The sequence below is a fragment of the Pseudomonas sp. DD1 genome (genome assembly GCF_044510355.1).
GTDB classification, from domain to species: domain Bacteria; phylum Pseudomonadota; class Gammaproteobacteria; order Pseudomonadales; family Pseudomonadaceae; genus Aquipseudomonas; species Aquipseudomonas shahriarae.
Map to the genome: position 1 here is coordinate 16,695 of NZ_MSAJ01000038.1, position 24,675 is coordinate 41,369.

Below are 24,675 nucleotides of genomic sequence, written 5' to 3' on the forward strand. Positions count from 1 at the left end.
GGTTGAATGGAGTGTTCTCATGCAGACTTCAATAAAAGGTGTGTCCCGCACCCGGCAAGTGGTAGCGGCGGTGGTCGGCAACGCGCTGGAGTGGTACGACTTCATCGTCTATGGCTTTCTGGCCAGCATCATCGCCCGGCAGTTCTTCCCCTCTGACGATGAATACGCATCGCTGCTGATGGCCCTGGCCACCTTCGGCGTGGGCTTTTTCATGCGCCCGGTGGGCGGCATCCTGCTCGGCATGTACGCCGACCGCAAAGGCCGCAAGGCCGCCATGCAGTTGATTATCCGCTTGATGACCGTGTCTATCGCACTGATCGTGTTTGCGCCCAACTACGCCGCCATCGGCATGGGCGCGCCGCTGCTGATCGTAGTGGCGCGGATGCTCCAGGGCTTTGCCACCGGCGGCGAATATGCCAGCGCCACGGCGTTCCTGGTGGAAAGCGCACCGGCTCATCGCAAAGGCCTTTACGGCTCCTGGCAATTGGTCGGGCAGTGCCTGGCGGTGTTTGGCGGCGCGGCGATGGTGGCATTGGTCACTCACTTCTTTTCCCCGCAGACCCTCGACCTGTGGGGCTGGCGCCTGCCGTTTGTATTCGGCTTGCTGATCGGCCCGGTGGGCTTGTGGATTCGTCGGCACATGGAAGACCCCGAGGAGTTTATCGAAGCGCGCAAACAGGCCACTGGCCCGGCGCCGAGCCTGATGACAGTGCTGCGTGAGCATCGGCGCAGCATCCTGGTGAGCATGGGCCTGGCGTGCGGTGCGACGGTGTCGTTCTACGTGGTGCTGGTGAATATGCCGACCTTCGCCCACAAGAACCTCGGCCTGCCCCTGGACCAGGTATTGATGGTGCAGATGTTTGCCGTAGCGCTGATGACCGTGGTCATTCCCTTGTCCGGCCTGCTCTCGGATCGCCTGGGCCGGCGACCGGTGTTGATGGGCTTTACCCTGGCGTTCTTTGTGATGGTCTACCCGCTGTATGTGTGGGTCGCGGCGGCGCCGTCCATCGAGCGTTTATTGGTGATGCAAGTGATGCTGTGCACCGCCATCGGCGGCTTCTTCGGCCCGGCGCCGACCGCCCTGGCCGAGCAGTTTCCCATCGAGGTGCGTTCCACCGGTGTGTCGGTGGCCTATAACGTAGCGGTGATGGTGTTCGGCGGTTTTGCCCCGCTGATCGTCACCTGGTTGAGCAAAGAGTTGGGCACACCGGTGGCCCCGGCGTTTTATGTGCTGTTCGCTTGCGTCTTGACGCTGCTGGGCACTTACTGCATGCATGAAGCGCCGAGGGCTGCAGCGCCGGCGCGCTTTGCCAAGGGGGTGAAACCTTGAACATCGTTGAACTGGATGCGCTCGAGCTGTCCCGGGCGATCCATGCACGGCAGGTGTCCTGCCACGAAGTGATGCAGGCCTATCTGGCGCAGATCGCGCGCTTCAACCCCTCGGTCAATGCCCTGGTGTCGTTGCGCGACGAAGCCGATGTGCTGGCCGAAGCCCGTGCCTGTGACCTTGAGCTGGACCAGGGCCGCTCCCGTGGCTGGATGCACGGCATGCCCCAGGCCATCAAGGATCTGGCGGCGACCCAGGGCCTGCGCACCACCCTGGGCTCGCCCCTGTTCGCCGAGCAGATTCCCAGTGAAGACGCGATCGTCGTGGCGCGGGTGCGTGCCAGTGGCGCGATTATCATCGGCAAGAGCAACGTGCCGGAGTTCGGCCTGGGTTCGCAGACCTACAACAGCGTATTCGGCACCACCGGCAATGCCTATGACCCGACCTTGGTCGCGGGCGGCAGCAGCGGCGGGGCGGCGGTGGCCCTGGCGCTGCGCATGCTACCGGTGGCCGATGGCAGCGACATGATGGGCTCGCTGCGCAACCCGGCGGCGTTCAACAACGTGTTCGGCCTGCGTCCTTCCCTGGGCCGCGTACCCCATGGCCCGGCGCCGGAGGTGTTTGTCCAGCAACTGGCCACCGAAGGCCCGATGGGGCGCAGTGTGGCGGACGTGGCGCGGCTGTTGAGCGTCCAGGCCGGTTATGACCCGCGGGTGCCGTTGTCGCTCAAAGACGATCCCGGCGTGTTCGGCACGTCGTTGGCCCGTGATTTCAACGGCGCACGCCTGGGTTGGCTGGGGGACTACAACGGCTATCTGCCGATGGACGACGGCGTGCTGGGCCTGTGTGAGTCAGCCCTCGGCGATTTCGGCGCGCTGGGGTGCGAGGTAGAAAGCTGCCATCCGGACTTTTCCATGGCGCGCCTGTGGCAAACCTGGCTGGTCCATCGCCATTGGGTGGTGCAGGGCACGCTGGGGGCGGCCTATGCCGACCCCCATAAACGTGCGCTGCTCAAGCCTGAAGCGCAGTGGGAAGTCGAGGGCGGCCTGGGCCTGAGCGCGGCGGATGTGTATCAGGCGTCGCTGGCGCGCAGCGACTGGTATCGCGCCTTGGCCAGGTTGTTCGAACGTTACGATTTTCTGCTGCTGCCCAGCGCACAAGTGTTCCCTTTCGATGCACAACAGCCCTGGCCACGCGTCGTCGGGGGGCAAACCATGGACACTTATCATCGCTGGATGGAGGTGGTGATCGGCCCCACATTGGCCGGCCTGCCGAGCATGAGTGTGCCGGTGGGCTTCAACCACCGTGGCTTGCCCATGGGCTTGCAGATCATTGGCCCGGCCCAGGCGGATCGCGCCGTGCTGCAACTGGCGTATGCCCATGAACAACTGACGCGCTGGGTGCAGCGTCGCCCTCCGCAATGCTTGCGGGCGAACGCCTGAGCGGGTATCGGCCTGTATCTTGCTGTGAAATTCGATCATCCATCAGCAACCGGGAGATCAGCCATGGGCAGCAACGCCGACACAGGTACTGTGCGCTCAGTGGAGCGGGCACTGGCCATCATCGAGTTGCTCGGTGAGCACCAGGCCCTGGGGCTTGAGGAGCTGCATTACCTGACGCGCCTGCCCAAGGCCACGGTGTCGCGCATGCTGCTGACCTTGCAGGAGCAGGGCTGGATCTATCGCGGCCTGAGCGACCGGCGTTATCGCATCAGTGCCCAGCGTTTGTTTGGCGATACCCAGCAACGGTTCAAGCGCCGCCTGGTGGAATGCGCGGCGCCCTGGCTGCTGGAACTCAGCGAACGCACCGGGCTGGTGGCGGATTTGTCGAACTTTGACGGCGAACGCCTGGAAGTCATGGAGAGCGCGATCCCCACGGTGCTGCGCAAGCTGTACCCGAACAACTGCCAGATCGTCGGCCAGCATGCCAGTTTGTTCCACTCGGCCATGGGCAAGGCGTGCCTGGCCGAGTTGGCTTCTGATGAAGTAGAGCGCCTGGCCAGCCGCGAACATGTGCCGGCCGACGACCAGTACCGCGCCTGTGAGCAATCCCAGCACCAGGGGTTTGGCCAGCGTACCGAGGGGTACTGGGAGTATCCGGTGCGCTTGCCGTTCCTGATCCGAGCGGTGGCCCTGCCGGTGCGGGCCAATGGCCGGTTGGTGGGGAGCATGGCGTTGCACTGGCCGATGCACCAGGCGCCGGTGGAGCGGGTGTTGAGTTTGCATCTGGCCAGCCTGGAGGCGACTGTGCGTGGGGTACAGCATGCGTTGGGCTGAGGGGGATATACATTGCTGTCTCCCTTACATTGCGTGCAGCAAGCCGGCCAGTTAATGTTCAGGCAGGTTTTTCTCCGCGCGAGTGTTTAATGTTCAACACATCCCTCCTCAAACCCCTGGCTCTCTTGCTGCTGGCCACTGCCTCCCTGCCCGCACAGGCCGCCTGGTACCTGGATAACGAATCCTCACGGCTGTCGTTCGTCACCACCAAAAACACCGATGTTTCTGAAGTCCAGCGCTTCCTGGTGCTGCATGGCAAGGTCGATGAGAAAGGTGCCGCGCAGTTGGAAGTCGAGTTGGAGTCGATCAACAGTGGCATCCCGCTGCGTGACGAGCGCATGCGCAACGACCTGTTCCAGATCAAGACCTACCCTGATGCGCAGATCAACGCGCAAATCAATCTGCAGCCGATCAACGACCTGGCCACCGGCGCGCAACTGGAGTTGCGCCTGCCGCTGTCGGTCACCCTGCACGGCAAGACCCAGACCTACAACGCCGAGCTGCTGGCCACGCGCCTGGATGACCGGCGTTTCCAGGTGGTGACCCTGGAGCCGCTGGTGCTGCACGCCAAGGATTTTGATTTGCTCACCGGTGTCGAGACCCTGCGCAAGGCTGCCGGCCTGGACGCGATCAGCCTGTCGGTGCCGGTAGGTGCGGTGCTGATTTTCACGGCGCGCTGACATGAGTGGCGCGGTGTTCCCCTGGCGCAGCGCCAACCACTATGAATTGCTGATCGACGGCCCGAATTTTTTCCCGCAGATGCTCGTGGCGATTGCCCGTGCCGAGCACCAGGTGGAGCTTGAGCTGTATCTGGTGGAGGCGGGCGCCTGCGCCGAGGCGATGGTCCAGGCCCTGGTGCAGGCGGCCGAGCGTGGGGTGCAGGTGCGTTGCCTGTTCGATGACTACGGCAGCCAGGCGTTTACCCTCAGCCTGCGGCGCCGCCTGATCGAGGCCGGGGTGCAACTGCGATTCTACAATCCGCTACGCTGGCGCCGCGGGATGCGCAACCTCTACCGCGACCATCGCAAGCTGCTGTTGGTCGACCAGACCATTGCTGTGGTGGGCGGTACCGGGGTCACCGACGAGTTCTGGACCCCTGGCCAGGACACCTGTGACTGGCACGAAGTGATGGTGCAAATCAGCGGCCCGCTGGTGCAGGACTGGCAGGCCCTGTTCGACAGGCAATGGCGGGTCAACGACCACCGCCGGGCCTGGAAGCCGGCCACGCATTTTGGTTTGCCGCGCCTGCCCAAGGTGCCAGCGACCGGGCCGGGCCTGGGACGAGTGGCGTATGCCGACGCCGGGCAACACCGGGACATTTTGCAATCGCTGATCCGCGCCTTGAACAACGGCCAGCACCGTATCTGGCTGGCCACGCCGTACTTCTTGCCCACTTGGGGCGTGCGTCGGGCCCTGCGCCGTGCGGCAGGGCGTGGTGTGGACGTGCGCCTGCTGCTGACCGGGCCGCGTACCGACCACCCCTCGGTGCGTTACGCCGGGCACCGCTACTACCCGCGCCTGCTCAAGTCGGGGGTGAAAATCTTTGAGTACCAGCCGTGTTTCCTGCACCTGAAGATGGTGCTGGTGGACGACTGGGTGAGCATTGGCTCGTGCAATTTCGATCACTGGAACCTGCGTTTCAACCTGGAAGCCAATCTGGAAGCATTGGACCCGGCGTTGACGCTGGCGGTGGCGGGCAGTTTCGAGCGCGACTTTGCCCAGAGCCAGGCGGTCAGCCTTGAGGCGTGGAAGGCCCGACCGTTGTGGCGGCGGGTGAAGCAGCGGGTGTGGGGGTGGATCGACCGGTTGGTGGTCAATCTGCTGGATCGAAGAGGGTAGGGAACACACCGCAATCAACTGTAGGAGCTGGCTTGCCTGCGATGCAGGCACCTCGGTCTATCAGTTACACCGAGGTGCTGCCATCGCAGGCAAGCCAGCTCCTACATTGACCGTGTTTACAGCTTCAAGTCAGAGCAGTTCAAAGCTCTGCTGCTGCACATCCTGGGAGTCCAGGCCGATCTGCACATTGAACTGGCCAGGTTCGGCGGCGAACTTGAGCTGGGTGTTGTAGAACTTCAAGTCATCCTCGGTAATGCTGAAGTGCACCACCTTCGATTCGCCGGCCTTGAGCAGGATCTTCTGGAAGTTCTTCAGCTCCTTGATCGGGCGGATCATCGAGCCAGCCACGTCCTGAATGTACAACTGCACCACGGTTTCACCGTCAACTTTGCCGGTGTTTTTCAGGGTGACGCTGGCGTCGAGCTTGCCGGTCTTGTTCAGGGTGGTGGACGACAGCGCCATGTCCGACAGGCTGAAGCGGGTGTAGCTCAGGCCATAACCGAACGGGTACAGGGGGCCTGTGGTGTCGTCGAAGTACTGTGAGGTGTAGTTGCCCGGTTTGCCCGGGGTGAACGGCCGGCCAATGGTCAGGTGGTTGTAGTAGGTCGGAATCTGCCCCACGGAGCGTGGGAAGGTGATCGGCAGCTTGCCCGACGGGTTGTAGTCACCAAACAGCACGTCGGCAATCGCGTTGCCGCCTTCGGTGCCGGCGAACCAGGTTTCCAGGATCGCGTCGGCTTGCTGGTGCTCTTCGAGGATCGACAGTGGTCGGCCGTTCATCAACACCAGCACCAGCGGCTTGCCCGTGGCTTTCAGGGCCTTGATCAGGTCGCGCTGGCTTTGCGGGATGTTCAGGTCGGTACGGCTCGATGATTCGTGGGACATGCCACGGGATTCACCCACTGCAGCTACCACCACATCGGCGTTTTTCGCGGCCTTGACCGCTTCGTCAATCAGCACCTGGGCCGAGCGCGGGTCATCCACCACTTCCGGGGCATCGAAGTTGAGGAAGTTCAGGTAGTCCACCACCGCCTTGTCGCTGGTGATGTTGGCGCCACGGGCGTAGATCAGCTTGCCCTTTTCGCCGATCACCGCGTTCATGCCGTCCAGCAGGGTTACCGATTGCGCGGGCTTACCGGCGGCGGCCCAACTGCCCATCATGTCGATGGGGGCCTTGGCCAGCGGGCCGACCAGGGCGATGGTCGCGGATTTCTTCAGCGGCAGGGTGTCGTTCTGGTTTTTCAGCAACACCAGGCTGCGCCGCGCGATATCGCGCGCTTCGCTGCGGTGCAGGCGGCTTTCGGCATAGGTGTCGGCCGGATCATCCTCGGCCTTGCCGATACGCAGGTACGGGTCGGCAAACAGGCCCATGTCGTACTTGGCACCGAGCACTTCACGTACGGCGTTGTCGATGTCGCTCTGCTCGATCTCGCCGGACTTGAGCAGCCCTGGCAATTCCTTGCCGTAGAGCTGGTCGTTCATGCTCATGTCGATGCCGGCCTTGATCGCCAGCTTGGCCGCTTCGCGACCGTCCTTGGCCACGCCGTGCTTGATCAGCTCGAAGATCGCGCCGTGGTCGCTCACGGTCAGGCCCTTGAAGCCCCACTCCTTGCGCAGCAGGTCGTTCATCAGCCAGGTGTTGGCGGTAGCAGGCACGCCGTTGATCGAGTTCAGCGCCACCATCACGCCGCCAGCGCCGGCCTTGATGGCGGCGTGGTAGGGCGGCAGGTAGTCCTGGTACATCTTGACCGGGCTCATGTCGACCACGTTGTAGTCGCGACCGCCTTCCACTGCACCGTACAGGGCGAAGTGCTTGACGCTGGCCATGATGCTGTCGGCCTGGGCCGGGCTCGGGCCCTGGAAGGCCTTGACCATCACTTCGCTGATGCGCGACACCAGGTAGGTGTCTTCGCCAAAACCTTCGGAGGTCCGACCCCAGCGCGCGTCGCGGGAAATATCGACCATCGGCGCGAAGGTGATGTCGAGGCTGTCGGCGGCGGCTTCCTTGGCGGCAATGCGCCCGGAGCGGCCGATGGCGTCCATGTCCCAGCTCGAGGCCAGGGCCAGGCTGATCGGGAAAATGGTGCGGTGGCCGTGGATCACGTCATAGGCGAAGAACATCGGGATCTTCAAGCGGCTGCGCATGGCCGCGTCCTGCATCGGACGGTTTTCCGGGCGGGTGATGGAGTTGAACGTGCCACCAATGCGCCCGGCGGCGATTTCCTTGCGGATCATCTCGCGGGGCATTTCCGGGCCGATGCTGATCAGGCGCAACTGGCCGATCTTTTCATCCAGGGTCATCTGCCGGAGCAGGTCGCTGACGAACGCGTCCTTGTCTTTAAGCGCAGCGGGCTTGGTCTCGGCAACGACGGAGTGACTGGCCAGAGTGGCAACAAGGCCCAGCAAACACAGCTTTTTCATGAATATCCTTTTTCGGCGTACTGCGCAGCGTTCAGGTAAAACACTGCTCGGCCAAAATGTGGGGAGCGACTATTGTTGTTCGGGTGTTGTGTGGATAAATACCGCACACTTCTCAGCTCTTTATGAACTATCCATAAAGAAGGGCATCTTTTAGCTGATTGGCTCGCTGTAATCCAGTAGTGGCGGATTATGCCCCAAGCGCGTGATGTATAGGGTCAGTCGTCAAATTCCATAAGGTTGGTCAGGAGACACACCATGCAAGCAGCACAGACTATTCGATGGGGCTGGAAAGCCGCCGCCCTGCTACTGATCAGCAGCGTGCTGAGCGGTTGCGGCATCAACAAGATCCCGACCCTGGACGAACAGGTCAAGGCGGCCTGGGCCCAGGTGCAGAACCAGTATCAACGGCGTGCCGACCTGATCCCCAACCTGGTGGAAGTGGTCAAGGGCTATGCGGCCCATGAGCAGGACACGCTCACCGCCGTGATCGAAGCGCGGGCCAAGGCCACCTCGATCCAGGTCGATGCCAGCACCCTCGACAACCCGGAAAAACTCAAGCAGTTCCAGCAGGCCCAGGAAGGCCTGAGCGGAGCCCTCAGCCGCCTGATGGTGGTGTCCGAGCGCTATCCGGACCTCAAGGCCAACCAGAACTTCCTGGCCCTGCAATCCCAGCTTGAAGGCACCGAAAACCGCATCAGCGTGGCCCGTCGTGACTTTATCGCCGCGGTGCAGGCCTTCAACACCGAGATCCGTACCTTCCCTGGCCGCCTGTGGCACAGCGTGATGTACAGCGACTTGCCAGTACGCGCCAACTTCGAGGCCACCAGTGCCGATGCCGATAAAGCGCCGCAAGTGAAATTCTGATGACCCGGCGTGCTTGGTGGCTGGCGGCGCTGCTGCTGGCCTTTAGCCTGACTGCCCAGGCGGCCCCGGACTTTCCGGCGCTGACCGGGCGGGTGGTCGACAACGCGCAGATGATTGACCCGGCGGTGCGCACGCAACTGAACCAGCAATTGCAGGCGCTGGAGCAAACCCGTGGCGACCAGATAGTGGTCGTCACGGTGCCCGACCTGCAAGGCCTGCCCATTGAAGACTTCGGTTATCAACTGGGCCGGCACTGGGGCATCGGCCAGAAGGGCAAGGACAACGGCGCGCTGTTGATCGTGGCCCGGGACGAGCGTCAGTTGCGCATCGAAGTGGGCTACGGCCTGGAAGGCGTGCTCACCGATGCGCAGTCGTGGGTGATCATCAACCAGGTGATCGCGCCCAAGTTCAAGGCGGGCAATTTCACCCAGGGCATCAGCGACGGCGTGGCCGCCATGATCCAGGTGGTTGGCGGTGAGCCGTTGGCCGTGCCGGCCCATGTGGCGGATCCCAATTTCGCCAAGGACAACCCGGTATTTTCCATCGGTCTGTTCATCCTGTTGCTGGTGGTACTGTGGCTGTGCAACCGCATGGGGCTGCCGGTGGGCGCCATCCTGCTGGCGATTCTCAGCAGCAGCAGCGGGCGTGGCGGTGGCGGTGGTGGAGGCGGCGGTTTCCGGGGCGGCGGCGGTGGTTTTGGCGGCGGCGGGGCTTCGGGTGGCTGGTAATGACAATAACTAAAGAGCATCTACAACCATGGCTTTACTGACAGAACACGAGCAGCGCCAGGTGGCCGAAGCGATTGCCAGGGTCGAGCAACAGACCGATGCCGAACTGGTGACCGTACTCGCCGCCCGCGCCGACGACTACGCCTATATCCCGCTGTTGTGGGCCAGTGTGGTGGCGTTGGTGGTGCCGGGGATCGTGCATTACCTGTCGGGCTGGCTGACCATGCACACCTTGTTGCTGGCGCAATGGGCGACCTTCATTGTGCTGTGCCTGGTGTTCCGTCTGCCGGCCATCACCACCCGCTTGATCCCGCGATCGGTACGGCATTGGCGTGCGTCAAACCTGGCACGCCGGCAGTTCCTGGAGCAAAACCTGCACCACACCCTGGGTAGCACCGGAGTGTTGATTTTTGTCAGCGAGGCCGAGCGTTACGTGGAGATCCTGGTGGATGACGGCATTTCCACACGGCTGGATGACAGCAGTTGGGATGCCATCGTCAAGACGTTTACCCAGCAGGTGAAACAGGGGCAGACGTTGAGCGGGTTTATCACGTGCATTGAGGCCTGTGGCGAACTGCTCAAGGTGCATGTGCCGCAGACGCACACGCGCAATGAACTGCCCAACCGCTTGGTCGTCCTGAAATAACCTGTGGGAGCTGGCTTGTGTGGGAGCTGGCTCCTACACAAGCGACATTTTGAATTGCGCTGACCGTTGGGCAAATAACTCCGTGCCCTGAGCCCCCATCCCCCCTAAAATGCCCGGCATTCCCAGCCCGAGGCGTTTTTGTTCATGTCTGTCACCGCTAAACCTGCCAGCCCCGCGCCGGACCATCACGCCCAGTTCATCGAACTGCTGCGCGCAAGCCTTGAGCAGAACGCCTTTATCAAGCTGGTGCTGGCCAAGTATGTGGGCGACGAGGCGGACCTGCAGCGCCTGATCATCAAGCCAGTGACGGTCAAGGAGCAGGCCTGCCTGTCCTTTGTCTATCGCTACAAGACCCGTGACATCACCAAGAACTTCGCCCTGGCCGATGGGGTCGCGATGATTGCCGAGCTGCTGCCGGCCTCGTTCAAGAACGCGCACCTGCTGGCGTTGACCGATGAGGCACAGCTGGAATACAGCAAGAAGAACAAAAGCTCGCTGTTCAAAAGCAAGCCCCAGCAACTGCGTGAGGCGCCGTCGGCCGAGCACAACCGCGAGAAAAACCGCTTCCTTGACCTCAGCCGGCCATTTCTCGCCGACCTGGGCGTGACCAACGCCAAGCACGAGCTGATCCCGGCGATGTCGCGCAAGTGGAAGCAGATCAACAAGTTCATCGAAGTGTTCAGCCATGCGCTGACCTCATCCCCCTTGCAACTGGACCGGCCGGTACGTGTCGCGGACTTTGGTTCGGGCAAGGGCTACCTGACCTTCGCCATCCACGACTACCTGCGCAACACCCTCAAGGCCGAAGGCCAGGTGACGGGTGTGGAGTTGCGCGAAGACATGGTGACCCTGTGCAACAACGCCGCCGCCCGCCTGGACCACCCGGGGCTGGTGTTCAAGTGCGGTGACGTGCGCAGCGTGGCGCCCAGCGAGCTGGACGTGATGATCGCCCTGCATGCCTGCGACATCGCCACCGACTACGCAATCCACACCGGCATCCGCTCCGGGGCGTCGATCATCATGTGCTCGCCGTGCTGCCACAAACAGATCCGCTTGCAGATCCAGAGCCCGGCGCTGCTCAAACCGATGCTGCAATACGGCCTGCACCTGGGCCAGCAGGCAGAAATGGTCACCGACAGCTTGCGCGCCTTGTTCCTGGAAGCCTGTGGGTATGAGACCAAGGTCTTTGAGTTCATCTCCCTGGACCACACCAACAAGAACAAGATGATTTTGGCGGTCAAGCGTGCGGAGCCTGCGGATAACACGCAGTTGCTGGAGAAGATCCGGGAATTGAAGGCGTTTTATCAGATCAGTGAGCACTGCCTGGAAACCTTGCTGCGCGCTGACGGCTACCTATCCTGAAGAGTGCGCGGATCAAAATGTGGGAGCGGGCTTGCCCGCGATGACGGAGTGTCAGTCAACCTATCTGGCGCCTGATACACCGCTATCGCGGGCAAGCCTCCTCCCACATTAGATTGCATTTACCTTGGGAGAGGGTGCCGGCTGCACGGCGGTCTTGCGGCCCAGCATCACCGTCACGATTACCCCGCAGGCAAACAGCCAGGTAATCGGTTCGATGTGTTCGCCAAAAAACAGTGCGGAAAAGGCGATGGTGAAAAAGATCTGCAGCAGTTGGATCTGGCTGACCCGCGCAATGCCGCCCATGGCCAGCCCGGCGTACCAGGCAAAGAACCCCAGGAACTGCGAGAACAACGAGACGTAGCCAAATGCCCACCAGGTGCGCGCCGAGATTGCGCCGTCGTGTTGCAGCGCCAGGTACGTCACCGGCCCGATCAATAGCGGCGTCGACAGCACCAGCGCCCAGCAGATCACCTGCCAGCCGCCCATTTCCTTGGCCAGTCGGCCGCCTTCGGCATAACCCAGGCCACCCACGGCAATCGCCCCGAGCATCAACAAGTCGCCGGCCTGGATGCTGCCGGCACCGCTGATCAATGCATACCCGAGCACCAACGCACTGCCCAGCGCCGCGCAGGCCCAGAAGGCCTTGGACGGACGCTCATGGGACAACCACGCCGCATACAGCGCCACGCACAGCGGTTGCAGGCCGTTGACCAGGGCGCCATGGGAGGCCGGCAGGGTTTGCATGGCCCAGGCCGACAGCACTGGGAAACCAAGGATCACCCCGGCAATCACCAGCGTCAGGCCGCGCACCTGGCGCCAGGTCGGCCAGGCTTCGCGGCGCCACAGCAACAGCAAGGCCGCCGGCACCGCCGCGAACAGCGCGCGGCCCAGGCCGTTGAGCAGCGGATGGATTTCCTGCACCACGATGCGGGTGAAGGGCAGGGTCAGGCTGAAGATAACGACGCCGAGCAGGCCGAGGGCCATGCCGGTGTTTTCGCGGGAGTTCATGGGGCGCGACCGGATTCAAATGGGCTAGAGGTTGATGCCCATCTAGCCACAAAGCCCGCAGGATGCGGGCTTACAGCTGGTTGCAGATTGAACCGTACAGTTCCTGCAGGCGCTGGGGTTAGAAGAACCGCGTCACGCTGATCTTGGCGTTGCGCCCGACGCTGGTGGCGCTGTCGCCGCTCAAGGCTGGCATGTAGCTGCGGTTGAACAGGTTGTCGACGGTGAAGTTGACTTCGGTGCCCTTGAGGTACGCCTGTTGCGGCGTCCATTTGGCGAACAGGCCCTGGGTGTCGTAGCTGGCGTTGGGGTACTGGTCGTAGAAGCTGTCGCCGAAGCCGCTGTTCAGGCCGCCTGAGTATTTGTCGCTGGGCAGGCGATCGGTCTTGCGCACGAACTGACCTTGCCAACCCACCTGAGCGTCCCAGGCCGGAATCTTGGTGCCCAGCACGGCAACCCACTTGGCCGGTGGAATATCCCGGGCCCAGACGTGGATGTCGGTCGCCCATGGGTTGGTGTAGGGGTTTTCGCGTTTGCCGGTGGCCCACGAGTAACTCAGGGAGCCGAACAGATAAGTCGAGTCGTAGTAGCCCTCAAGCTCGAAGCCCTTGATGGTCATGCTGCCGACGTTGCGGTAGTTGGTCTTCGACGCCATATCGGTGCAGACCTCGGCGATGGAACCTTTGATGTAGTTCTGTTGCGCGCAGCCCAGGCCGGTGGCCTTGAAGATCTCGTCCTCGATCTTGTTGTGGAACAACGTGCTGCGCAGTTGCAGGCTGTCGCCGCTGGCGATCACGTTGGCGAAGCTGGTGACGTTACCCACGGTAATGGCGGTGATGCGTTCCGGGTCGAGGTTGCGGCTGGTGGAGGTGCGGCTGCCCAGGCCCTGGACTTCGTATTGCTCGTCGATCACCGGTGCGCGCCAGGTGCGGCTCCAGTTGGCGAACATCACCACGTCCGGGGTGACTTTCCAGAACACCGCCAGGCGCGGAGACCAGCCGGCATAGGTGCGGTCGCCGTAGTCATGGCCGTAGGCCGGATCGGGGTTGCTGTAGTACGGCGCATCGTTGGCTTTGCCACGGTTGAGCACGTGGTCATAACGCAGGGATGGGGTGATAGTCACGTCGCCCAGGGTGACCGCGTCCTGGATGTAGAACGCGTTGGTGTCGACCTTGCCGTGGGGCATGAACGCCGGCTGGAAATGCCCGTAGTTGTACTCAGGCGTGTCGTACTTGGCGCCGGGCATCCAGCTGTCGGTATCGCGGATGTGCTTGCGGATCTGCACCCCGGTGGTCAGGGCATGGTCCAGCGGGCCGGTGTTGAAGCGGCTGATGTTGCGCAGCTCCAGAATCTTGTCGGTGTAGGCGGTGTCCATCTTGCGCCCGCCGGTGGACAAGCCGACAACGGCCGTGGCGTCGCGCTCGTCGGTCTGGTCGGTGTTGGACTCCGAGTAGCTGAGCTTTATGTCGATCAGCGGGTTGTCCAGGGGGTGGTATTCGTACTTGCCCGACCACGTGGTATCGACGGTGTGGCGGTTGGCCAGGTACCGTCTTACGGCAGCATCGTAGCCATAGAGATCGATATCTTTCTGCAGCGGTGGCGATGGGTAGCTTCTGGACGAGAAGGGCGTCCAGCGTTCGCTGTTGGCCCGGGAGTAGGAGAAACCGAGGCTGTGTTCATCGGTGAGGTACATGTTCAGTTTGAACAGTTGACCGTCCACATCCTGGGCGCTGTTGGGCAGGCGCTGCGGGTTGATCGGGTAGCGCTTGCTGTCGTAGTCGCGCGCAGCGGCCAGCTTCAAATCGCCGCCGTCGCGTTGGGTCAGGTAGGCCAGGGCGTCGATGCGCCCGTCCTCGGTGCGGCCATACACGGCGCCGGTGTAGACCTGTTCGTGGTCGTTGCTGGCATACCCGTATTTGAGCATCGCACCGCTGTTGCGCCCGTCCTTGAGCAGGTCCGGTGCATCTTTGGTGACCATATTGACCGTGCCGCCAAACCCGCCGTTACCGGTGAAGGCCGAGTGCGGGCCTTTTTCCACCTCGACGTTCTTGATCATCTCGGGCTCGATAAAGATGGTGCCTTGCTGATAGCGCTCGAATCCGCTTTTGGTGGCGCCATCGACGGTCATCGGCACGTCTTCGGCCTCGCCCATGCCGCGAATGTTGATGATCTGCCCGCCCGGTTTCATCGAGCCGCCCATGGTCACCCCCGGCAGCGTCTGCACCAGGCTGGCGATGTTGTTGGGCTGCAGGCGGTCGATATCGGCCTGGGACAGGGTGGAGCGGCCGACGGTGCTGGCGTCGACCTGGTTACCGGTGCCGATCACGCTCAAGGCGTCCAGTTGTAAGCTGGCGCTGTTGGTGGTGCGGCTTTCTTCGGGGCGCACGACATAGGTGTTGCCCACTTTGATCAGGGTGAACGCGCCGGTATTGAGCAGGGTGCGGATCGCCACTTCGGGGGTGAAGTCGCCGTTGAGCGCGGGCGCCTGGATATTTTTCAGCAGGTCTTCATCGAACAGCAGCTGGATTTTTGCTTGTTGCGCCACCTGGCTCAGGGACGTGGCCAAGGGTTGGGCCGGCAGTTGCAGGGTGAACGACTCGGCCTGGGCCGTGAGGCTGACGGCCAGGCAGGCGGCGATCAGTGTCGGTCGAACAAACAGGTGCTGGGCAAGGCAAGGCGCGCGAAACATGAAATCCCCCAAAGCGGCTAAATAGCCAAAAAAGGCATGCGTATCAAACGCAGACCGGAGGAAGACGCGGCAGGAAAAAAAATCCTCACATGCGAATGCAAAATATTCTCAAGTGGTGTTACTTGCGCGCTTCGATACGGATCTTGCCATCGCCCAGGGCCACGGTTTTCACCGGCAACAGGGCCGGCAGGGCACTGATCAGCGCGTCCGGGTCATTCACGTCGAGATTGCCAGAAACCTTCAACCGCGCCACCGCGCCATCGGCCAACACCACGGCCTTGGGCCGGTACAGACTCAACTCATCCAGCAGGCTGGCCAGTTCGCGGTTGCGAAAGGACAGGTGCCCGCTGCGCCAGTCGGCGACTTCGCCAGCGGCCACGGTTTGCTGCTGCACGGAGCCCTTGGCGTAGCTGTAGGTCGCCCGCTGCTGGGCGCCGAGCATAACGGCGCTGGCTTTCTGGTCGGGGGCGAAGGCGACCATCCCGTGGGCTACGCTGACCACCAGCTGCTGCTGGCCGCGGCGCACATCAAAAGCGGTGCCCACCACCCGCACATCGGCCTCGCCTGCGCGCACGAACAGCGGCCGCTCCTTGTCGGGTGCCACCTCCAGGTACAACTGGCCCCGGTCCAGATGGATCACACGGCGATGGGCATCGAAGTCCACCCGCAACTGCGTGCTGGCATTGACGTACAAGGTGCTGCCGTCCGGCAGGTCCAAGGTGCGCATGCCTTTGTCCTGCGCCGCGATGTCGGTGTGATACAGCCCGCGCGGGGCCCCGAGGTTGCTGGCGAGCAAGGCGCAGACCAGCGCGGCTGCCACCGCCAGGGCGGGGCGCCAGGGCGCGGGTTTGCGGGCGGGCAAGGGCACGGGTTTGTTCAGTTGCTGCAACTCGCCGAGGTCGGCCCACAGCTGTTCGAATTCGGCGTAGGCGCGCGCATGGGCCGGCACGGCATGCCAGGCGGCGAAGGCCTTGCGCTCCTGCGTGTTGCCTTCGTTGCGATTGCGCGCAAACCAACTGGCAGCCTGGGCATCGATGCAGTCGTGCTCATCAATGTTGTGGCTGTCGCGGTTACTCAAGCGGGTCATTCTGGCTGCTCCTTGCCCGGTCTTTTTGAAGTCGCTGCTTGCAGTGCAGCAGGGCAAAGGCGATGTGCTTTTCCACCATGCTGATCGAAATACCCATGCGTTCGGCGATCTGCGCCTGGCTCAGGCCTTCGAAGCGGTGCAGCATAAGGGCTTCTCGCCTGCGGGGCGAGAGTTCGGCGAGGACTTCTTTCAACTGTTCCAGGCGTTGGAGGCGTTGGGCGGCGGCCAGGGGATCGTTTTGCTCGTCGCTGACAGGTTCGGCATCCCGTTCGGCCTGCTCGTGATGGACGCCGTGGCGCACCTTCTGTTTGCGCCAATGGTCGCGCAACAGGTTGCGCGCCATCTGAAACAGAAAGGCCCGTGGCTGCTCGACCTTGGCTCGGTCGCGGTAGTCCAGCCATTGGGTAAAGACATCCTGGGTCATGTCCGCCGCGTCGCTGGCATTGTCCGTGCGTTTACGCAGGTAATGCAGGATATCTGCATAGAACCCGCGAAAGGCATCGGCCGACAGCGGGTCGGGATTGAAACGAGGCATGGATATCCTTCTTGACGCAGCACGCTGCAGAAAAGTCGCGAATGATATCGAGAATTATTGCTATTTGTCTCCGTAAATTTAGCGATGCATACATTCCCCTGTGGGAGCGGGCTTGCCCGCGATGGCGGTGTGTCTGGTCCACCGCTATCGCGGGCAAGCCCGCTCCTACAGGGGGATGTTTTAGCTCAATGAGGTCAGCAGCTTCTGCAACTGCGCCTGACCCGCCATGTCCAGTGGGAACACCGGTAACCGTGGATCACCCACCTCCAGCCCGGTCAGGCGTAAGCCGGCCTTGATCGTCGCTGGCAAGCCGCCCTTGAGGATGAAGTCCAGCACCGGCAACTGCCGATAGAACAGCTCCCGCGCCTGGTTCAGGTCATTGGCCAGTATCGCCTGGTACAGGTCCAGGTTGAGTTGCGGGATCAGGTTCGGTGCAGCCGTGCACCAACCCTTGGCACCGGCGGCGAACGCTTCCAGGGCCAGTGGGTTGCAGCCGTTGTAGAACGGCACCTGGCCTTCGCTCTGGCGGTACAGCTGGTGCATGCGCTGGATATCGCCGGTGCTCTCCTTGACCATCGTCACGTTGTCGACGCTGTGGACGATACGCAGGATCAGCTCCACCGACATATCCGTGCCGCTGGTGGCCGGGTTGTTGTAGAGCATGATCGGCACGCCGACGCTGTCGCCGATGGCCGCGTAGTGCGCAAGGATCTGCGCCTCACTGAGCTTCCAGTACGACGTCGGCAGCACCATCACCACATCGGCGCCTTCGGCTTCGGCAAAGCGTGCGCGGCGCACGGCCTTGGCGGTGGTCAGGTCGGATACGCTGACGATGGTCGGCACGCGCTTGGCGACCTTTTGAATGCTGTAGGCGCTGACGTCGTCCCACTCGGCGTCGCTCAGGTAAGCGCCTTCACCGGTGCTGCCCAACGGGGCAATGGCGTGGACGCCGCTGTCGATCAAGCGGTCGATGGATTGGCCCAGGGCGTCGAGGTCAACGGTGCTGCCGTCGGCGCTGAACGGGGTGATGGTGTAGCCGATGATGCCGTGAATAGTAGGGCTGGACATGGAATATCTCCGGTCGAAAAAGGCTTCAGTTCAGGCAATCGGCGTGTTGACGCAGGTTCTGCCGAGCGTAGTAGTTGAACGCGGCGCCGTGGCGCTTGGGCTTGGAGATCCAGTCATGGGCCTCGCGTCCCAACTGCGGCAGGATCGGCTTGATGGTCCCGGCGGCCATGGCCAGCAATTGCAACTTGGCCGCCCGTTCGATCAATTGCGCGATCACGCAGGCTTCTTCGATGGTGCTTCCGGTGGACAGCTGCCCGTGGTGCGACAGCAGGATGGCGCGCTTGTCGCCCAGGGCTTGGGTGATGATTTCGCCTTCTTCGTTACCCACCGGCACACCCGGCCAGGCTTCGAGGAACGCGCAGTCTTCATACAGCGGGCACAGGTCCATGTGCGACACCTGCAGCGGTACTTCGAGCATCGACAGCGCGGCGATGTGGGTGGGGTGGGTGTGGATGATGCAGTTCACATCCGGCCGGCCACGGTACACCCAGCTGTGAAAACGGTTGGCCGGGTTGGGCATGCCGTGGCCTTCCAACACTTCCAGGTCTTCGTTGACCAGCAGCAGGTTGCTGGCGGTGATTTCATCGAAACCCAGGCCCAGTTGCTGGGTGTAGTAGGTGCCAGGCTGTGGGCCACGGGCAGTAATCTGCCCGGCCAGGCCCGAGTCGTGGCCGTTCTCGAACAGAATACGGCAGGTCAGGGCCAGCTTTTGCCGGTCGGTCCACGTATTATCCGCCAGGGTACTTTGCATCTGGGTCAGCGCTTGCTTGACCAGTTGTTCTTTCGGGAGTGCTAATGTCTTGGCCATATCGGTGTCCTTTGGGTGGTTCAATGGACGTCGATTTGCTGGTTCCCGCTGCTCGCAAGGTCGTTGGGTTCTGCAAATGACACTAAAGAGGCTATATGACACTTCGTGTCATTGGCAAGCAATAATCATCGCATTCTGCTTGGATTAATCGCTGCGCATGTCTATCCGTTTGAAACTATTGAGAAAAAAACTCGGCGTCACCCTGGAGGCATTGGCCGAAAAATCCGGGATGACCAAGAGTTACCTGTCCAAGGTCGAGCGCGGCTTGAACACCCCGTCGATTGCCGCCGCGCTGAAACTGGCCAAGGCGTTGAACGTCAAGGTCGAGGAACTGTTCAGCGAAGACAGCGTCAGCCTTGACAGCTACAGCCTGGTGCGCAGCCACGAGCGGCCCGAGACCGCGCCGGGTTATGCAGTACTGGCCCATCAGGTCAGCGAGCGCAGCCTGCTGCCGTTCATCATTTATCCGCCGGCAGAATTCAGCGACAAGACCTTCAAGGAGCATTTGGGGGAAGAGTTTCTGTTTGTGCATGAAGGCCGGGTGGAAGTGGACTTCATGACCGAACGGGTGCTGTTGGAGCGTGGCGATGCATTGCACTTCAACGCGCAAAAGCCCCATCGGATTCGCTCGGTGGGCGAGGTGCAGGCGCAGTTGCTGGTGGTGGTGCACAGCGCCGAGGAATAACGCCAACGCTGTGTTGGAACTCGGTCAATGTGGGAACTGGCTTGCCTGCGATAGCGGTGTGGCTGATACACCGCCATCGCAGGCAAACCGGCTGCTACATTTGATCGCCTTCGTTAACCCGATCAGTGTTCGACAGGTACCGCCAGGGCTGGGTTGCCGAGTGCATGGCTGCGTGCCGCAAAGAACCTGAGCTCCACTTCCATCCCCTCAAACAGTGCGGCAAACCGGCGTTTCTGCTGTTGGATAAACCCGTCGCTGCGGCCAAACACCGAGATCGCCAGGGTCTTGATCTTCGACCGGCGAATTGCCTCCACCAAGTGCCCATCCTGTTCGCTCAGGTGATGGCCGAACAGGCACAACGCACCTTCCTGTCCCAGCAATTGCTCATAGCAGAACGACAGGTAATCCGAGCTGCGAATGCTCTTGAGCTTTTCGCTGCTGGGGCCTTCGTTGATAAACAGCGGCACATCGTCGAGGGTCTTGATCGTGTTGTTGATCGCAAAGCTGCTCAGCAACGTGCTGTCGGTGGAGGCCAGCTTGCGCGCCGAACCATCCAGGTTGCGTACCAGGTGCAGGCCGCCGTGCAGGTACAGAATGCGCGTCGCGGTGGTTGCGGTATCGCGTAAGTCAAAGCGTGATTCGGCGCCGCGAAACAGGTCGTCGATACCCGGCGTATGCAGGATCGACCAGTAATTGAGCAGGTCGTAATTGCTGGTGAACACTGTCTTGTAGCTCGCCAGTTCCTGATTGATGGTCACCAGGGTCGACGGCTGTACCAGGCGCCACGGGATATGCACGGTGTGGACGGTATTGATCAGCGCTTCCTTGATCGCGTAGTAGCGATTGCGCGGCGCGGCGGAGCTGACGGCCAGGGCCTTGTTGACGCGGCTGGTGGTTTTCAGGGCGCCCAGCACCTGCTCGAAGCTGCGGGTCTGCATCGCGTCAAACACGCTCAGTTCGGAAGCGCTCAAGGGCTTTTCTTCCACGGTGCGTGCGTTTTCAAACAGCGAGTCGTAGGCAAAGTCTTCCCATACTGTGCGACTGGCGCCGTTGCCGATCAGGATGGCGTCGAAGGCGATGCTGTTGCGCAGTGCGTTCCAGTCTTCAAGGGTGGCGTCGATATCCTGGAAATCCTTCATTGCGGCGGGTCTACTCAAAAACGGCTGGGCGGTGACTTTATCACGGGCGGGCGTTGATCTTGGTCAAGATGCCGCAGGCGGGTGAGGTTGATGCTGTAGGAATCAACGCATCCCCGAGGATTCATCATGAGCAGCACGTTCTTCATTCCCGCCGTCAACATCATGGGCATCGACTGCCTCGACGAAGCCATGAACGCGATCCGCAACTACGGTTTTCGCAAAGCCCTGATTGTCACCGACGCCGGCCTGGCCAAGGCGGGCGTGGCCAGGATGATTGCCGAGAAACTGGCAATGCAGGACATCGACTCAGTGATTTACGACGGCGCCAAGCCCAACCCCAATGTGGAGAACGTCGAGAACGGCCTGGCGTTGTTGCAGCAAAGTGCCTGCGATTTCGTGGTGTCGCTGGGCGGCGGCTCGCCCCATGACTGCGCCAAGGGCATTGCCCTGTGTGCCACCAATGGCGGGCATATCGGCGACTACGAAGGTGTCGACCAATCGAGCAAGCCACAGCTGCCTCTGGTGGCGATCAACACCACCGCCGGCACCGCCAGCGAAATGACCCGTTTCTGCATCATCACCGACGAAACCCGCCACGTGAAAATGGCCATCGTCGACCGCAACGTCACGCCGCTGCTGTCGGTCAACGATCCTGCACTGATGGTCGCCATGCCCAAGGGCCTGACCGCCGCCACCGGCATGGACGCGCTGACCCACGCCATCGAAGCCTATGTGTCCACGGCCGCCAACCCGATCACCGACGCGTGCGCGATCAAGGCTATCGAGCTGATCAGCGCCAACCTGCGCCTGGCCGTGCGCGACGGCAGCGATATGGCGGCCCGGGAAAACATGGCCTACGCGCAGTTTCTCGCCGGCATGGCCTTCAACAACGCCTCCCTGGGGTTTGTCCACGCCATGGCCCACCAGTTGGGCGGCCTCTACGACTTGCCCCACGGCGTATGCAACGCGGTGCTGTTGCCCCACGTGCAAAGCTTCAACGCCAGTGTCAGCGCGGCGCGCCTGAGCGACGTCGGCCGCGCCCTTGGGGTGGATAACAAACACGCCAGCCCGGAAGAGGGCGCCCAGGCGGCCATCGCGGCGATCCGCTGCCTGTCCCAGGACGTCGATATCCCGGCCGGCCTGCGTGAGCTGGGCGCCAAGCTGCAGGACATCCCGCTGCTGGCCACCAACGCCCTTAAGGACGCGTGCGGCCTGACCAACCCACGGCGGGCGGACCAGCGCCAGATTGAGGAGATTTTCCGTAGCGCGTTTTAATCCGCCCTGGAACGGGCGACGCACCACAGTGCGCCGCCCGCCAGAGCTACACATAGCGCCGCCAATGGCCACACTTGCTGACTGACCAGCAAGCTGGCCACACCCCCTATCAGCGCCGCCAGCAACTGGTGCAAAAAGCCACTTAGGGCCATGGCGTACGAGCCGCTTATCGGAGAATGATCGTTGGCCAAGGACAGACTGATGGGGTAACTCATCGACTGCCCGAACACCGCCACGCAATATGGCAGCCACAGCAGCCAGGCCCAATCGCTGGCGAACCAGCCAGCGAGCAACATCACCGAGCTGCCGCCCATCACCAATGTCACACCCCATGTCATCATCGGCAGGCGCCCGCTGCGGGCAACCCAGCGATTGACCATCAGTGCGCCCGCCAGATAGGCCGCGCTGATCGGCCAGCCGAGCAGCCCGTACTGCGCGGCAGTCCACTCGAAGCGACCCTGCAGAATCAGCGGAGCGCAGGTGTTGAACGCAATGATCACGCCATACCCCAATCCGCCCGCCAACGCCGCTCGGAGAAACGCCGGGTGTTGCAAAATCATGTGGTAGATACGCCACGCAGAAACCTGTCCATCGGCTTTCATCCGCGCCGGGAACGCCACTCCTTGCAGTACGCCAATCAGCCCGATTGCCGCCAACGCCAGGCCATAGAAGATCGCCTCCCAACCAAACGCCACCTGCAATACCGAGCCAATGAACTGGCCGATGCCCAGGGCGATCACGAAGGTCATGCCCAGCCACGACAGCCCCTTGGCCAACAATGCACCGCTGAAACTGTCACGCACCAACACCCGAGCCATCACCGAAACGCCACCGGCGCCCAGGCCCTGGGCAAACCGTAGCGACAGAAACGTCTCGATGTTGTGAGCCAAGGGGATGGCCGCACTGGCCACTGCATACAGGGCCAATGCCGCCAGCAATACCGGCTTCCTGCCCAGGCGCTCACCCAGGCTGCCCCACAGCAGCATAGGCAGCGCCATGCCTACCAGATACACCGCCAAGGCGAGCGAAGCTTGAGCCTCCAGGGCCTGCAGCGCTTGGGAAATGGCCGGGACTGCGGGAAGGTAAATGCTGATGCCAACCTGGGACAGGAAGGCGGTGCAGCAGGCAATGGCGAGGGTTGTGGTGCTCTTCAAGGGGGCGAGTTCCTTTCTGAACGCTAAATTTCAGGCGCAAAGCTACAAGCTGTTAGTGTATTTGTCTTTAGCTTGAAACTTGCCACTGAGGCCTCCCTGATGAGAGTTCTGCTATTCGGCGCCACCGGCATGGTCGGCCAGGGCGTGTTGCGTGAGTGTCTGCTGGCCGCTGATGTGCAGGAAGTGGTGGCGGTGGGGCGCACGGCGTTGACCCAGGCGCATGGCAAGCTGCACCAGGTGTTGCATGCCGATATGTTCGACTTCCAGCCCCTGGAGCATTTGCTGCAGGGCTTTGATGCCTGTCTGTTTTGCCTGGGGGTGTCGTCGGTGGGCGTGGATGAAGCCACCTACACCCGGCAGACCTACGACCTGACCCTGGTCGCCGCCAGTACCCTGGCGCGGCTCAATCCGCAGATGACGTTTGTGTACGTGTCCGGTGCCGGCACCGACAGTTCCGAGCAGGGCAAGGTGATGTGGGCGCGGGTCAAGGGCAAGACCGAGAACGCCTTGCTGCGCCTGCCGTTCAAGGCGGTGTATCTGTTCCGGCCGGGGATCATTCAGCCGCTGCATGGCGTGCGTTCGAAAACCGCGCTCTACCAGACGATCTACAACCTGATCGGGCCGCTGCTGTCCCTGGTCCGGCGCATGCGGCCAGCCTGGGTGGTGAGTACCGAGACCGTGGGCCGGGCGATGCTCGCGGTGGTCCGGCATGGCGCTCCGCAAGCGGTGATTGAGCCTGCGCAGATCCATCGCCTGGCTGCCGAGCGTTTGTAATGCTCTCGAAAAGCCTGATCCGTCGCCTGGCGCCTGATGCCGTTGATCATGGTGTGTTATCTGTTTGCCTTTTTTGATCGCATCAATATCAGCTTCGCCAAGTTCCAGTTGCAGGCTGACCTGGGTTTGAGCAACACCGCCTAGGGTTTGGGCGCGGGGCTGTTTGTGATCGGGTATGTGATCTTCGAAGTCCCGAGCAACATGATGTTGTACAAGGTCGGCGCCCGGCGTTGGATTGCCCGGATCATGGTGTCCTGGGGGCTGGCGACGGCCGCGATGGTGTTTGTGACGGCCGAGTGGCAGTTCTATGCATTGCGCTGATCAATACGTTGGGCCAACTCGGTGGCATCGTCAGCCCGGTAATGGTCGGGCGCATCAAGGACATCACGGGCAGCACGACCCCGGCGCTGTATGTGATTGGCGTGTGTGCATTGATTGCGGCGGCGCTGCTGCTGTGGGGCTTGCCGCATAAGTTGCGCACCTCCGACAAGCGCTGACGACTCAGCTCACGCCAGCCAATGCCTTGGCTGGCGCGCTGCTGAACTGAATCAACACCACCCCGCCAATCAACATCAAAACCCCAAGCAAGCGGGGGGCGGTCAGTTGCCGCTCCACCAGACCAAACAGGCCGAAGTGGTCGAGCAACAATGACGCGAGGATTTGCCCGGCCATGGCCAGGGCGATAAACCCCGAGGCCCCGAGCTTGGGCAGCAGGACCAGGGCCAGGGAGATAAAGCACACGCCGAATGCGCCGCCGGTCCACATCCATAGCGGCGCCTTGGTGATAAAGCCGAGGCTTGGCAGCGGCAGCCGTAACGCCAGGATCACCGGCAATAACACCAGAATACTCACCAGCAGCGAGGCCAGGGTCGCCCACAACGGATGCCCGAGGCCGCGCCCGAGGTTGGCGTTGATTGCGCTTTGAAACGGCACCACCGCCCCGGCAATCACCGCCAGCAGTAACAAGCCCAGCCAATGCAACGTGGTCATGAT

Annotated in this window: 22 protein-coding genes and 2 pseudogenes; 14 read left to right on the forward strand and 10 right to left on the reverse strand. The window is 62.2% G+C overall.

Annotated elements, in window-relative coordinates; genetic code table 11:
* The first annotated feature begins 19 nt into the window (after positions 1-19).
* From PSFL_RS24455 to PSFL_RS24475, 5 genes are all read left to right on the forward strand, one after another.
* Positions 20-1,330, forward strand: coding sequence for a citrate-proton symporter (locus PSFL_RS24455; RefSeq protein WP_057439778.1), 1,311 nt, complete (start codon positions 20-22; stop codon positions 1,328-1,330).
* Positions 1,327-2,769 carry an amidase gene (locus PSFL_RS24460; protein ID WP_397470597.1) on the forward strand — a complete coding sequence of 481 codons (1,443 nt, stop codon included), beginning with the start codon at positions 1,327-1,329 and terminating at the stop codon, positions 2,767-2,769. Before PSFL_RS24455 ends, PSFL_RS24460 begins: the two co-directional genes overlap by 4 nt.
* Positions 2,770-2,832: 63 nt before the next feature.
* Positions 2,833-3,603, forward strand: a complete 771-nt coding sequence (locus PSFL_RS24465) for an IclR family transcriptional regulator (RefSeq protein WP_057439776.1) — start codon at positions 2,833-2,835, stop codon at positions 3,601-3,603.
* 89 nt (positions 3,604-3,692) lie between these two features.
* A complete protein-coding gene (locus PSFL_RS24470) occupies positions 3,693-4,283 on the forward strand; it encodes a YceI family protein (RefSeq protein WP_115127567.1) in 591 nt (196 codons plus the stop codon).
* Between the two features lies 1 nt (position 4,284).
* Positions 4,285-5,442 (forward strand): phosphatidylserine/phosphatidylglycerophosphate/cardiolipin synthase family protein, encoded by a 1,158-nt coding sequence (locus PSFL_RS24475; RefSeq protein ID WP_397470598.1) that lies wholly within the window; start codon positions 4,285-4,287, stop codon positions 5,440-5,442.
* Positions 5,443-5,571: 129 nt separating this feature from the next.
* On the opposite strand, the gene bglX is transcribed toward PSFL_RS24475, so the two are convergent.
* A complete protein-coding gene (gene bglX, locus PSFL_RS24480) occupies positions 5,572-7,863 on the reverse strand; it encodes a beta-glucosidase BglX (protein ID WP_057439773.1) in 2,292 nt (763 codons plus the stop codon).
* Between the two features lie 255 nt (positions 7,864-8,118).
* Between bglX and PSFL_RS24485 the strand changes: the two genes are divergently transcribed.
* The 4 genes from PSFL_RS24485 (at position 8,119) to PSFL_RS24500 (ending at position 11,463) form a co-directional block, all read left to right on the forward strand.
* Positions 8,119-8,727 (forward strand): LemA family protein, encoded by a 609-nt coding sequence (locus PSFL_RS24485; RefSeq protein ID WP_029297013.1) that lies wholly within the window; start codon positions 8,119-8,121, stop codon positions 8,725-8,727.
* Positions 8,727-9,455: a TPM domain-containing protein gene (locus PSFL_RS24490; protein WP_397470599.1), complete on the forward strand. Its 729-nt coding sequence runs from the start codon at positions 8,727-8,729 to the stop codon at positions 9,453-9,455. Before PSFL_RS24485 ends, PSFL_RS24490 begins: the two co-directional genes overlap by 1 nt.
* A gap of 28 nt (positions 9,456-9,483) precedes the next feature.
* Positions 9,484-10,101 carry a TPM domain-containing protein gene (locus tag PSFL_RS24495; RefSeq protein ID WP_198818355.1) on the forward strand — a complete coding sequence of 206 codons (618 nt, stop codon included), beginning with the start codon at positions 9,484-9,486 and terminating at the stop codon, positions 10,099-10,101.
* 144 nt (positions 10,102-10,245) lie between these two features.
* Complete coding sequence (locus PSFL_RS24500) at positions 10,246-11,463, forward strand: SAM-dependent methyltransferase (protein ID WP_115127571.1); 1,218 nt, start codon at positions 10,246-10,248, stop codon at positions 11,461-11,463.
* Positions 11,464-11,571: 108 nt separating this feature from the next.
* Here the strand turns inward: PSFL_RS24500 and PSFL_RS24505 are convergent, their stop codons facing one another.
* The 6 genes and pseudogenes from PSFL_RS24505 to PSFL_RS24530 all read right to left on the reverse strand — a co-directional run bounded on the left by PSFL_RS24505 (position 11,572) and on the right by PSFL_RS24530 (position 18,655).
* Positions 11,572-12,471 carry a DMT family transporter gene (locus PSFL_RS24505; protein ID WP_057958761.1) on the reverse strand — a complete coding sequence of 300 codons (900 nt, stop codon included), beginning with the start codon at positions 12,469-12,471 and terminating at the stop codon, positions 11,572-11,574.
* Positions 12,472-12,589: 118 nt separating this feature from the next.
* Positions 12,590-15,157, reverse strand: coding sequence for a TonB-dependent receptor (locus tag PSFL_RS24510; RefSeq protein WP_198830727.1), 2,568 nt, complete (start codon positions 15,155-15,157; stop codon positions 12,590-12,592).
* 118 nt (positions 15,158-15,275) lie between these two features.
* A complete protein-coding gene (locus PSFL_RS24515; RefSeq protein WP_170059959.1) occupies positions 15,276-16,244 on the reverse strand; it encodes a FecR domain-containing protein in 969 nt (322 codons plus the stop codon).
* Positions 16,241-16,779, reverse strand: a pseudogene (locus tag PSFL_RS24520) (RNA polymerase sigma factor). Before PSFL_RS24520 ends, PSFL_RS24515 begins: the two are co-directional and overlap by 4 nt.
* Before the next feature lie 180 nt (positions 16,780-16,959).
* Positions 16,960-17,847, reverse strand: a complete 888-nt coding sequence (locus PSFL_RS24525) for a dihydrodipicolinate synthase family protein (protein ID WP_057958764.1) — start codon at positions 17,845-17,847, stop codon at positions 16,960-16,962.
* A gap of 25 nt (positions 17,848-17,872) precedes the next feature.
* A complete protein-coding gene (locus tag PSFL_RS24530) occupies positions 17,873-18,655 on the reverse strand; it encodes an aldolase (RefSeq protein WP_057439765.1) in 783 nt (260 codons plus the stop codon).
* A 157-nt stretch (positions 18,656-18,812) separates the two neighbouring features.
* Between PSFL_RS24530 and PSFL_RS24535 the strand changes: the two genes are divergently transcribed.
* Positions 18,813-19,340 (forward strand): helix-turn-helix domain-containing protein, encoded by a 528-nt coding sequence (locus PSFL_RS24535; RefSeq protein WP_057439764.1) that lies wholly within the window; start codon positions 18,813-18,815, stop codon positions 19,338-19,340.
* A gap of 122 nt (positions 19,341-19,462) precedes the next feature.
* Here PSFL_RS24535 and PSFL_RS24540 read toward each other — a convergent pair whose 3' ends face one another.
* On the reverse strand, positions 19,463-20,479 hold the full coding sequence (locus PSFL_RS24540) for a DUF4917 family protein (RefSeq protein ID WP_397470600.1): 1,017 nt from the start codon (positions 20,477-20,479) through the stop codon (positions 19,463-19,465).
* A 126-nt stretch (positions 20,480-20,605) separates the two neighbouring features.
* On the opposite strand from PSFL_RS24540, the gene yiaY reads away from it, so the two are divergent.
* Positions 20,606-21,754 (forward strand): L-threonine dehydrogenase, encoded by a 1,149-nt coding sequence (yiaY, locus tag PSFL_RS24545; protein ID WP_057439762.1) that lies wholly within the window; start codon positions 20,606-20,608, stop codon positions 21,752-21,754.
* Here the strand turns inward: yiaY and PSFL_RS24550 are convergent.
* On the reverse strand, positions 21,751-22,908 hold the full coding sequence (locus PSFL_RS24550; protein WP_200660305.1) for an MFS transporter: 1,158 nt from the start codon (positions 22,906-22,908) through the stop codon (positions 21,751-21,753). The genes yiaY and PSFL_RS24550 overlap by 4 nt on opposite strands.
* A 99-nt stretch (positions 22,909-23,007) precedes the next feature.
* Between PSFL_RS24550 and PSFL_RS24555 the strand changes: the two genes are divergently transcribed.
* The 3 genes and pseudogenes from PSFL_RS24555 (at position 23,008) to PSFL_RS24565 (ending at position 24,179) form a co-directional block, all read left to right on the forward strand.
* On the forward strand, positions 23,008-23,682 hold the full coding sequence (locus tag PSFL_RS24555; RefSeq protein ID WP_057958766.1) for an NAD-dependent epimerase/dehydratase family protein: 675 nt from the start codon (positions 23,008-23,010) through the stop codon (positions 23,680-23,682).
* A 21-nt stretch (positions 23,683-23,703) separates the two neighbouring features.
* Positions 23,704-24,000: pseudogene (locus tag PSFL_RS24560) on the forward strand (MFS transporter); the annotation flags it as partial.
* Positions 23,979-24,179, forward strand: coding sequence for a hypothetical protein (locus PSFL_RS24565; protein ID WP_233096830.1), 201 nt, complete (start codon positions 23,979-23,981; stop codon positions 24,177-24,179). The pseudogene PSFL_RS24560 and the gene PSFL_RS24565, both read left to right, overlap by 22 nt.
* A 4-nt stretch (positions 24,180-24,183) precedes the next feature.
* Here the strand turns inward: PSFL_RS24565 and PSFL_RS24570 are convergent, their stop codons facing one another.
* Positions 24,184-24,672 carry a DMT family transporter gene (locus PSFL_RS24570; protein ID WP_057958768.1) on the reverse strand — a complete coding sequence of 163 codons (489 nt, stop codon included), beginning with the start codon at positions 24,670-24,672 and terminating at the stop codon, positions 24,184-24,186.
* Positions 24,673-24,675 lie beyond the last annotated feature (3 nt).

Excerpts from the sequence above, each read along its gene's own strand:
- PSFL_RS24495 (WP_198818355.1), top strand. The coding sequence starts at position 9,484 with ATGGCTTTACTGACAGAACACGAGCAGCGCCAGGTGGCCGAAGCGATT.
- bglX (WP_057439773.1), bottom strand. The coding sequence starts at position 7,863 with ATGAAAAAGCTGTGTTTGCTGGGCCTTGTTGCCACTCTGGCCAGTCAC.
- PSFL_RS24490 (WP_397470599.1), top strand. The coding sequence starts at position 8,727 with ATGACCCGGCGTGCTTGGTGGCTGGCGGCGCTGCTGCTGGCCTTTAGC.
- PSFL_RS24455 (WP_057439778.1), top strand. The coding sequence starts at position 20 with ATGCAGACTTCAATAAAAGGTGTGTCCCGCACCCGGCAAGTGGTAGCG.
- PSFL_RS24485 (WP_029297013.1), top strand. The coding sequence starts at position 8,119 with ATGCAAGCAGCACAGACTATTCGATGGGGCTGGAAAGCCGCCGCCCTG.
- PSFL_RS24500 (WP_115127571.1), top strand. The coding sequence starts at position 10,246 with ATGTCTGTCACCGCTAAACCTGCCAGCCCCGCGCCGGACCATCACGCC.
- PSFL_RS24540 (WP_397470600.1), bottom strand. The coding sequence starts at position 20,479 with ATGAAGGATTTCCAGGATATCGACGCCACCCTTGAAGACTGGAACGCA.
- PSFL_RS24515 (WP_170059959.1), bottom strand. The coding sequence starts at position 16,244 with ATGACCCGCTTGAGTAACCGCGACAGCCACAACATTGATGAGCACGAC.
- PSFL_RS24535 (WP_057439764.1), top strand. The coding sequence starts at position 18,813 with ATGTCTATCCGTTTGAAACTATTGAGAAAAAAACTCGGCGTCACCCTG.
- PSFL_RS24570 (WP_057958768.1), bottom strand. The coding sequence starts at position 24,672 with ATGACCACGTTGCATTGGCTGGGCTTGTTACTGCTGGCGGTGATTGCC.
- PSFL_RS24525 (WP_057958764.1), bottom strand. The coding sequence starts at position 17,847 with ATGTCCAGCCCTACTATTCACGGCATCATCGGCTACACCATCACCCCG.
- PSFL_RS24465 (WP_057439776.1), top strand. The coding sequence starts at position 2,833 with ATGGGCAGCAACGCCGACACAGGTACTGTGCGCTCAGTGGAGCGGGCA.
- PSFL_RS24530 (WP_057439765.1), bottom strand. The coding sequence starts at position 18,655 with ATGGCCAAGACATTAGCACTCCCGAAAGAACAACTGGTCAAGCAAGCG.
- yiaY (WP_057439762.1), top strand. The coding sequence starts at position 20,606 with ATGAGCAGCACGTTCTTCATTCCCGCCGTCAACATCATGGGCATCGAC.
- PSFL_RS24510 (WP_198830727.1), bottom strand. The coding sequence starts at position 15,157 with ATGTTTCGCGCGCCTTGCCTTGCCCAGCACCTGTTTGTTCGACCGACA.
- PSFL_RS24555 (WP_057958766.1), top strand. The coding sequence starts at position 23,008 with ATGAGAGTTCTGCTATTCGGCGCCACCGGCATGGTCGGCCAGGGCGTG.
- PSFL_RS24475 (WP_397470598.1), top strand. The coding sequence starts at position 4,285 with ATGAGTGGCGCGGTGTTCCCCTGGCGCAGCGCCAACCACTATGAATTG.
- PSFL_RS24505 (WP_057958761.1), bottom strand. The coding sequence starts at position 12,471 with ATGAACTCCCGCGAAAACACCGGCATGGCCCTCGGCCTGCTCGGCGTC.
- PSFL_RS24470 (WP_115127567.1), top strand. The coding sequence starts at position 3,693 with ATGTTCAACACATCCCTCCTCAAACCCCTGGCTCTCTTGCTGCTGGCC.